The 9,100-nt window shown below is 64.7% G+C and carries 5 protein-coding genes; 3 read left to right on the top strand and 2 right to left on the bottom strand.

Going from position 1 to position 9,100, the window contains the following annotated elements; all coding sequences use genetic code 11:
• The coding region (locus IRZ31_RS17750) for a class I SAM-dependent methyltransferase (RefSeq protein WP_297156091.1) at nucleotides 1-714 on the top strand (714 nt) is incomplete at its 5' end.
• 34 nt (nucleotides 715-748) lie between these two features.
• Here IRZ31_RS17750 and IRZ31_RS17745 read toward each other — a convergent pair.
• Nucleotides 749-2,248, bottom strand: a complete 1,500-nt coding sequence (locus IRZ31_RS17745) for an FGGY family carbohydrate kinase (protein ID WP_297156089.1) — start codon at nucleotides 2,246-2,248, stop codon at nucleotides 749-751.
• Nucleotides 2,249-2,346: 98 nt separating this feature from the next.
• The gene (iolB, locus tag IRZ31_RS17740; RefSeq protein WP_297156087.1) at nucleotides 2,347-3,222 is read right to left on the bottom strand and encodes a 5-deoxy-glucuronate isomerase; all 876 of its coding nucleotides are present in this window, start codon (nucleotides 3,220-3,222) and stop codon (nucleotides 2,347-2,349) included.
• 763 nt (nucleotides 3,223-3,985) lie between these two features.
• Here iolB and IRZ31_RS17735 point away from each other — a divergent pair.
• Nucleotides 3,986-7,327 (top strand): lectin, encoded by a 3,342-nt coding sequence (locus IRZ31_RS17735; protein ID WP_297156085.1) that lies wholly within the window; start codon nucleotides 3,986-3,988, stop codon nucleotides 7,325-7,327.
• A 245-nt stretch (nucleotides 7,328-7,572) separates the two neighbouring features.
• Nucleotides 7,573-9,009, top strand: a complete 1,437-nt coding sequence (locus IRZ31_RS17730; protein WP_297156083.1) for an ROK family transcriptional regulator — start codon at nucleotides 7,573-7,575, stop codon at nucleotides 9,007-9,009.
• The last annotated feature ends 91 nt before the right edge of the window (nucleotides 9,010-9,100 follow it).

The following is a 9,100-nucleotide window of genomic DNA, read 5'->3' as shown; positions in this document are numbered from 1 at the left end:
GGGCATGTCCTCGACCTGGCCTGTGGACCTGGGGGTTGGGTCCTGGAGGGGGCTTTTCTCTATCCCCAGGTTGATTTCATCGGCGTCGATATCAGCGCGAGCATGATCGAATACGCGCGCGCCCAAGCCCAGTCACGGCGTCTGGAGAACGCCAGCTTCCTGGTCATGGATGTCATGAAGCCGATGTCTTTCCCCGACGCCTCCTTTGATGTCATCAACGGTCGCCTGCTAAGCAGCTTCATGCTGCCAGCGGCCTGGCCTGAGCTACTCAAAGAGTGCTGGCGCCTGCTCAAACCTGGCGGCGTTCTCTGCCTCACGGACACCGAGGGGCCGCTGACCAATAGCGAGGCGACCGAGCGCTTTTTTGCTTTAAGCTTTCAGGCCCTCAAACGCGCCGGCCAGAGCTTTTCCCCGGACGGGCGCCATATTGGCATCACCCCACAACTGGCACCTTTCCTGCGCCAGGCTGGCTTCGAGCAGGTGCGTCTGCGCGCCAGCGCCCTGGACTGGTCCAGCGACTCGCCGGCTCACTACAGCTTTTTCAAGGACGTCATGATTTTGCTAGAGGTCTCGCGCCCCTTCCTGGTCCACATGGGCCTGGCCAGCGCAGAAGAGCTAGAGCGTCTGGCCCAGCAAGCCCTGGCCGAGATGCAGGCCGATGATTTCCGCGGCCTGGTGGTGGCCGTGGCAGCCTGGGGACGCAAGCCGGCCTGATCTGAATAAGCTCGCCCGAACCTGGCCAGGCCAGTCATGGCCCCACGGGCGTGCCCGTTTCACGCCCGCGCGTCAGGAGCTCCAGGTAGCGTGTATAGAGCGCCGCGCAGCGGGTCTGCTGCTCGCCTGGGGTCGTGACCACACTGCGGGCCGGAGCCAGCCGTACCAGCTCCTGGCTCTCGCTCCAGACGCCGGCGGCCAGGCCACCCAGGAGAGCCGCCCCACGAGCGGTAGTCTCTGCCGCCTCCAGCGACAGCAGAGGGCGACCCAGGAGATCGGCGAGCAGCTGGCGCCAGGCCGGGTGCAGGCTGCCGCCGCCGGCAACCAGGAGGCTGCCGACCTCCCCGGCCCCGGGAAGGCTCTCCAGGGCCAGACGGATACCGCAGGCTACGCCCTCCAGGGCAGCGCGCAGCAGATGAGCGCGACTGTGCTCCAGGCGCAGCCCCACAAAGGCCCCTGTCTGTGGCCCGTTATAGTGGGGGCGCTCGGGTGTCAGCGTGGGCAGAAAGGTCAGGCCGTCGGCCCCTGGCGGAACCTGCTCCAGGCTGGCGTAGACCTCTGACCACTCCGCGTGCAATTGGCGCCGCAGCCAGTCGAGGACCAGCCCGGCATTCTGGACTGCTGCCATCCGGTACCAGTGACGTCCGTCGGCAGCGCGATAGAGGTGGGTGCGCAGGGTAGGATCAGGCTGCGGCGCCTCGCAGAGCAGCACGAGCTGCGCCCCCGTGCCCAGACTCAGCAAGAGCGTTCCCGGCGCCAGGACCCCCGCACCAAGCAAAGCAGCGGCCACATCAGCGGCTCCAGTGGCGACCGGGAGGCCGCTGGGCAGCTCCAAGGCCGCCGCCGCCTCTGAAGAGAGCGTACCGGCCTGAGCCGCCGAAGGAAGCAGCGGAGGCAGCAGGTCGGAGCGCAGGCCCAGGGCGGTAATGACCTCCTCGGCCCAGCGATCAGCCGGCAGGTCGTAGAGCAGCGTCGCCGAGGCATCGCTAGCTTCCGTTACCAGGCTGCTGGTCATCTCTATCGTCGAGCGACGCGCCGTCAGACGCAGACGCAGCCAGTCTTTGGGTGAGAGCGCCCGCGCGGAACGAGCGTAGCAAGCTGGCTCATGCTCGGCAAGCCAGCAGAGTAGGGGACCGGCCATGCCCGGCACGAGCGGGTTGGCCAGGCGCTGCCGCAGGAAGCCGGGCAGAGCGCGGAATCGGGCGAGGGTCTTCTCAGCGCGACGGTCGGGCCAGAGCATGGCGGCACGCGTTGGCTGCCCATCGGCTGCCACCATGACAACGCCGTGCATCTGGCCAGCCAGGCCCACACCCACGATCTGGCACTGCGGCGCTCGCTCGCGCGCCTCGCGCACAGCCAGCCGGGTAGCGCGCCACCAGTCGGCGGGGATGCTCTCGGCCCAGCCTGGCCGCCGCGTCAACAGGGCGTACTCGGCCCGACCCTCGCCCAGCAGATGCCCCTCCAGGTCGAGGATGACCGCTTTGACGGCACTCGTGCCCAGGTCGATTCCGAGTAATGCTGTCGTTGCTCCCATCGTGGCATCCTTTGCTGTCGCTTGCTCTTCCTTTTCCGCTTTCCACGCTGGCCTCAGCCCAGCCTGGTATCTGGTCGCCTGACCCGCTGAGGCCGACCTCAACGGCTTGGGACCGAGGTCCCCGAACCCGGGCGCAGCACAGTGCCCGTGATCGAGCCAGAGGGCGGCAGCAGACGCCGGAAAGCTGCATCGACCTGGTACTGCCAGGCGCGACGCGGCCCGGCCATGACGTTGAGATAGTACAGGTCACAGCCTGGCACCGCTGCCACTGTATGGTAGCCGCGCGGCACCAGCACCAGCTCGCCGTCGTGTACTGTCATGGTCTCGTCCAGCCCGTCGTAGGTGTAGACACGCTGAATGGCAAAACCGTCCGCCGGCTGGATGTGGTGATAGTAGGTCTCCTCAAGATAGGACTCGTGCGGCGGATTCTCACTATCGTGCTTGTGGGGCGGAAACGATGACCAGTTGCCGCCCGGAGTGATCACCTCGACGGCGATCAGACGCTCAGCCTCCTGGTCGGTGTCCAGAATATGACGAATACGGCGCTCGGTCTGCCCAGCGCCGCGAATCTCCAGGCTGATATCGGCAGGCCCGATCAGACGCGCCGGCAGATGCTGCTCGGTTGCAGGCGCCGCGGCAACGGCGATCTCCATCTCCTCGGAGCGACAGATGATCTCGTAATGCCCATCGACAGAGAGATAAAGGGCGTAGGGTGAGCGGTCGTCAAAGACGCTCAGGCGCTCGCCCACTTCCCCCAGCGCCTGGCCGTTCAGCCAGGCTTCGCCTACGCCCGTCAGAATCATCACCAGGGCCTCCTGGCCCTCGGCTGCCCCACTGAGGCGCTGGCCTGCACGCAGATGGTAAACCATGAACGATACATACTGCCAGCCAGCCGAGGCAGGGGTAACGGCTAACCGGGCCTGCGGCTCCTCAGCCTGGACCGGCGTTGATGTTGGACGAATAAGCAAACCCATACCAGACTCCCTCGTAACTGTTGCCCTGACAGACCTGCAATGCTGCAATGCTGAGAGCGCTCCCCGATCGGCCAGTCCGCCTTTTTCTTTTTAGTCGTGTGCGCCTTTACCAGCCTGCCGGACGTCGCTCTCTGCTCTTCATCCTCCTAACATGATAATCGAGGGCTGTGGCTCTTGAATAGGGGCAAGATGAGCAAGCAGGAAACGCTCTCGCCCCGGCTTGGGCTGGAGCTGATACTGCCGACACGCAAGAAAAGGGGGAGTCAGACGATAACTCCTTGCGCTTGCGCTTCTCTGCGCGGCAGCTGTCCATGCTGCGCCGCAAGCGCTGCAGTTGGTTGGTACACTTGACTATCTTACAGGGGCAGTGTATCATTACTCCTGTGGGAGTAAGATAGTCAAATGTACCAATTAACTCGGGAAGCGCCAGCCGGGGAAGAAACGGCCTCAGCGACAGACCTGGCTGGCGAGGTGCCCTTCCTGCAAACAACCGCTGCCATGTCGTCTGGGCCAGCTGGGGGAGCGTGGCCTGGAGACAGCCTTTCGCCACCGTTGACCAGGTTCGAAGCATTGCCTGAGCAATCGCTGCTCCGTCGTTGCGGCAGCGCGCGGCTCACGATGCCCGCTCTCTACTGTTGGGCCACAGCGCTGTAACCGTGCCCGGAAGGGCAGCGCAGCCAGTCAGGTGGAGCATTGTGCCTGGTCGGCGGCCTGCCGAAGCATGACATGGCTGCCGCTCGACGAATGAGATGAGGAGAATGTCATGATGAAGTACGTCACGAGCGCGAGATCCTGGCTCTTTCCCATCGTCATCTTGACCATACTACTCGTCATCCCGTTGACCGGTTTAATGAGGCCAGCACTGGCAGCACAGCGGCTGGCGGCCCCGGCACAGACGACCGACCTGGCAAGCCTGGTTGATCCCTTCACGGGGACTGGTATCCAGCAAGGGGCGCCCTTCGGCGGCGGCGACACCTTTCCCGGGGCCGACCTCCCCTTCGGCATGGTGCAGTGGAGTCCCGACACCGTCAGCTATGTCCCAGGTGGCTATTGGTACAATGACAACCGCTTGCGCGGCTTCAGTCTGACTCATCTCAGCGGCGCTGGCTGTAGCGCCTATGGTGATATTCCATTCATGCCCTACCTTGGCACGGTCAGCGACTCGCCGGCGGCTGACCCCATGCGCTACATCGCTACCTTCTCCCATAGCAACGAGCAGGCCAGGGCCGGCTACTATGCCGTCACCCTCGACAGCGGCGTCAAAGTGGAGCTGAGCGTTACCCAGCACAGCGGCATTGGCCGCTTCACCTATCCGCGCGGGCAGACAGCGACCATGCTGGTCAACGTTTCCGGCTCGGCCAACGGGGCCTTTGACGCCGAGGTCACCATCGATCCAGTGAGCCACACCATCTCGGGCTGGGTTAGCAGCGGCCATTTCTGCGGAGCCAGCGACGTCTATCGCCTCTACTTCTGGGCCAGCTTCAGCCAGCCCTTCGCCAGCATCGGTACCTGGCATAACAACGCCGTCAGCACGGGCAGCCGCAGCGCGCGCGGTGGCAGTCAAGTGGCTTCCCAGGTTAGCAAGGTCCAAGCGGCCCAGGCCCAGTTAGCGCGTGGGGCCAGGCCCACGCCCGCCCTTGTCCAGGCGGCCCATCAGCACCCGGATGTCACCGTCTCCGGCCCTGGCTCCGGCGCCTTTGTCACCTTTGACACGGCACGCGACAACGTGGTCACTGTGCGTGTCGGCCTCTCCTTCGTCAGTAGTGACAATGCGCGTCTCAACGTCGACAGCGAAGACCCCGATGGCAATTTCGACCAGGTGCTCCAGCAGGCTCAGGCGACCTGGAACCGTTGGCTGGGCGAGATTCAGGTCAGCGGCGGCACCTCCACCCAGCTCACCACCTTCTACACCGCGCTCTACCATGTCCTGCTGCAGCCCAACGTCTTTTCGGACATCAACGGGCAGTACATCGGCTTCGACGGCCAGGTTCACACGCTGCCGCGCGGCCATGCTTTTTATGCGAACTACTCAGGCTGGGACATCTACCGTTCGGAGATCCAGCTGCTGGCCTTGCTGGCCCCCCAGGAGACCAGCGACATCATTCAGTCAATGGTGCTGGCTTACCAGCAAAGCGGCCAGTTGCCCAAGTGGAGCCTGGCCAATGGCGAGACCTATGTGATGGTTGGTGATCCTGCTGACCCGATCATCGCTGGCGCCTACGCCTTCGGGGCCCGCGACTTCGATACGCAGGCCGCCCTGGCGGCCATGATGCAGGAGGCCACGCAGCCGAACAACATTCGTCCTGGCCTGCGCTACCTGGAAGAGCTGGGCTATCTGCCCCAGGACGGCGGCTATGGCTGCTGCAACTTCTATGGCCCGGCGGCGACGCAGCTCGAATACGACAGCGCCGATTTCGCCATTGGGGCCTTCGCTCAGGCCCTGGGCGATCAGGCCAATGCGCAGAAGTTCATGGCTCGCGCTCAGGACTGGGAGAACCTGCTCAATCCTGCCGACGGCTACCTGGAGCCGCGCAACGCCGATGGCTCCTTTCCCACCGCCTACGATCCAGCCAGTCAGGCGGGTTGGGTCGAGGGCAACGGAGCGCAGTATAACTGGATGGTGCCCTTCAACCTGCGCGGCCTCTTCGACGCCCTCGGCGGCAATGCTAAAGTGCTACCGCGTCTGGACACCTTCTTCACCCAGCTCAACGCCGGCCCAGACCAGCCCTACGCCTTCCTGGGCAATGAGCCGACGCTTGAAACGCCCTGGGAGTATGACTACGCCGGCGCTCCCTACAAGACGCAGCAGGTCGTACGCCAGGTGGTCAACACGCTCTACGCGCCCGGTCCGGGCGGCCTGGCCGGCAACGACGATCTCGGAGAAATGTCCTCCTGGTACGTCTTTGCTGCCCTGGGCTTCTTCCCCATCGTCCCCGGCACCGCCGATCTGGTGCTGGCCAGCCCCCTCTTCCCAAGCATCAAAGTGACGCGCCCCAGCGGCCAGGTGATCCAGATCAATGCCCCGCAGGCTGCCGCGAACGCACCCTATGTCCAGAGTCTGCGCGTCAATGGTCAGACTACAACACGGCCCTGGTTGCCGCCCTCCTTCATCGCCCAGGGGGGCACCCTCGACTTTGTGCTAGATACAGCGCCCAATGCCGCCTGGGGCAGCGATCCTGCTGATGCTCCGCCTTCCTATGCCACCGGCCAGATGGAGGCCCGCATCAGCTTCTCACCTGCACGGGCCAGTCTCGCCCCGGGGGCCAGCACACAGGTCAGCCTGGTCGCTCGTGACCTGCTGGGGAAGACGCAGAGCGTCAGCTGGAGCGCTCACCCCTCCTCTGCCGGCCTGAGCCTCTCGCCGGCCACGGGGAGTTTCAACGTGCCGACCTATGGCTCTGCCAGCCAGGCGCTGACCATCAGTGCGGCCTCCAATCAGCCGGAGGGCTATGCCACCATCACTTTCAGCGTGCAGACCGCCGACGGCTCGACGCTACCCACCGTCACCTTGCCGGTGCTGGTGGCACCCACAGGCAGCCTGCTGCCGCTGGTCAATAACATTGGCATCTCGAACGATAATACGCCAACCATCGCTGACTTCGATGGCTCGCACTTCAGCTACTCGGCCCAGCTCCTGGCCGGCCTGGGCTATACACCCGGCGCCACGGTCACCGTCGACGGCGTCAGTTACACCTGGCCCAACGTCCCGGTTGAAACGCAGGATAATGTCCAGTGCTCCGGCCAGACTATCCAGGTCCCGCCCAAGACCGGTGCGACCCGGCTGACCTTCCTGGGCAGCGCGACCAACGGCCCGTCGGTTGGCACGGTGACCATCACCTATACCGATGGGAGCACACAGACGGCCCAACTTGGCTTCAGCGATTGGACGCTCAACGCCGGCGCTAGCTCACCCGCCTATGGCAATGTGGTGGCCGCCCAGATGCCCTATCGCAATAGTGGCTCGGGAACGCCGCAGGAGGTCGAGACCTACCTCTTTGCCAGCGCCCCGATTGCTCTGGAGGCCGGAAAGACCGTGGCCAGCATTACTCTGCCTGCAACGGTCAACCAGGGCCACCTGCATCTCTTTGCCTATGCGCTGAGCTAAAGCTCCTGTCTCTGTCAGCTCCCCTCTGGGGAGATCCTGGCCTCCACTGGCGCCAGGATCTCCCCGCTTCTCTCGGGCGCCGGTCCGGCTTAGTTGCGACGCTTGACAAACTAAGATAGTGGGTGCTACAATCCTCACCATCATAGCATGGAGGCCCCTGCTTGCTTATGGCTGCCAGTGGTGGAAGCGGGCGAGCGGGGGAAGGGAGCAAGGGCAAGGAAGGCGCTGACAAGAAGGACATATCTGTGGAGCGAGCTATTCATTCACTGTTGGCAGACATGCGCGCCCGGGAGGGTCGCCTGGAGGAGGGAGCTGGTGCGCCGGCGCTGCGCGGAGCTGATCTGCATCGCATTCGTCAATTCAATCGCCTGCTGGTGCTCAACTATATTCGCGAGCATGGGCCGCTGGCGCGCGTCATGTTGGCGCAGCGTCTTGGGCTGTCGCGCACGACCGTGAGCAGCATTGTCGATGCTCTGCTGCGGGAGGGACTGCTGCGCGAGGGGCATCTGCTCGACGCTACGCCGCGCGGAGGCCGGCGTGCCATTCTCGTGCATTTTAATACGGACGCGGGCCGCATTCTTGGTCTCGATGTGGGCCGTACTCATGTGACGATGATCCTGACCAATCTGGCCCCCGAGGTTCTGGCCCAGCGCTCGCTGCCTTTCGATACCGAGCGTGGGCCGGAGGAGTGTCTGGCGCTCCTGGTGGCTGAGGTGCGGCGTTTTCTCGAAGAGCAAGGGGTTGGCTGGCAATCGCTGCTTGGCATCGGACTGGGCATTCCGGGGCCACTCTCGCCGGACCTGCGCCGGCTCAGCTCGCCGCCGCACATGCCCGGCTGGGATAATCTCGATCTCTGGCAGCGGCTGCAGGCTGAGTTTCCCTGTCCCCTGTATATCGATAATGATGCAAACATGGGGGCGCTCGGCGAGAGCCGCTGTGGTGCCGGGCGCGGTGTGGGCCAGATGGCCTACATCAAGGTTGGCACAGGCATCGGTGGAGGCCTGATCATTGATGGACGCATCTATCGCGGCCATACGGGCAGCGCTGGAGAGCTGGGCCACCTGAGTATCGATGAGAACGGTCCGCCCTGCGTCTGCGGCAATCGCGGCTGCCTGGAGACATTGGCGGGGGCGCGCGCCATCGTCGCCGATGCCTGTCGTGGGGAGTCGCTGCGACGCAAGCTGGCGATGGGAGATCAAGAGGCGACCCTGCCTGAGCCAGCGCTGGCGGCCCGCGCGGCGACTGGAGCCGTGGATATTGCCGAGGTGATCGAGGCGGCCCGCCAGGGAGACGCTGCCAGCATCGCCGCCATCGAGCGTGCCGGTGAGCGTCTCGGTTTGGCGCTGGCTGGCCTGGTGAACCTGCTCAATCCCGCAGTCATTGTGTTGGATGGCGGAGTGGCGCGTGCCGGTGAGCTGTTGCTGACGCCGCTGCGTCGGGTGGCCGCGACGGTCAGTCTGCCTGCCGCCTGGAAAGGCACGCAGATTCTACCGAGCGCCCTGCAGGGCAATGCCATCGCCCTCGGCGCCGTTCTTACTGTGCTGGATGCCGCTTTCTCTCTACCTGCCTCGGCCTTCTTTGCTTCGCCTGCTGTCGCGCTGCCGGAGCCAGGAGGAAGCGCTGGGGGAGAGGGGGCGGTTCCGCTCTATCCGGCCCCGCCGTCAGACGCAAGCCGGAGATGAGGTCTCGCGGTGCCCTCCGCTGAGGAAATGGGGAGGGCTGGGCTGGGCCGGGCTGGGCTGGGCCGGAGTCTCTACGGATCGTGCTCGTTCG

The organism is Thermogemmatispora sp., from assembly GCF_019683635.1.
In the GTDB taxonomy this organism is placed as follows: domain Bacteria; phylum Chloroflexota; class Ktedonobacteria; order Ktedonobacterales; family Ktedonobacteraceae; genus Thermogemmatispora.
This window is presented reverse-complemented; position numbering and strand designations above follow the sequence as displayed.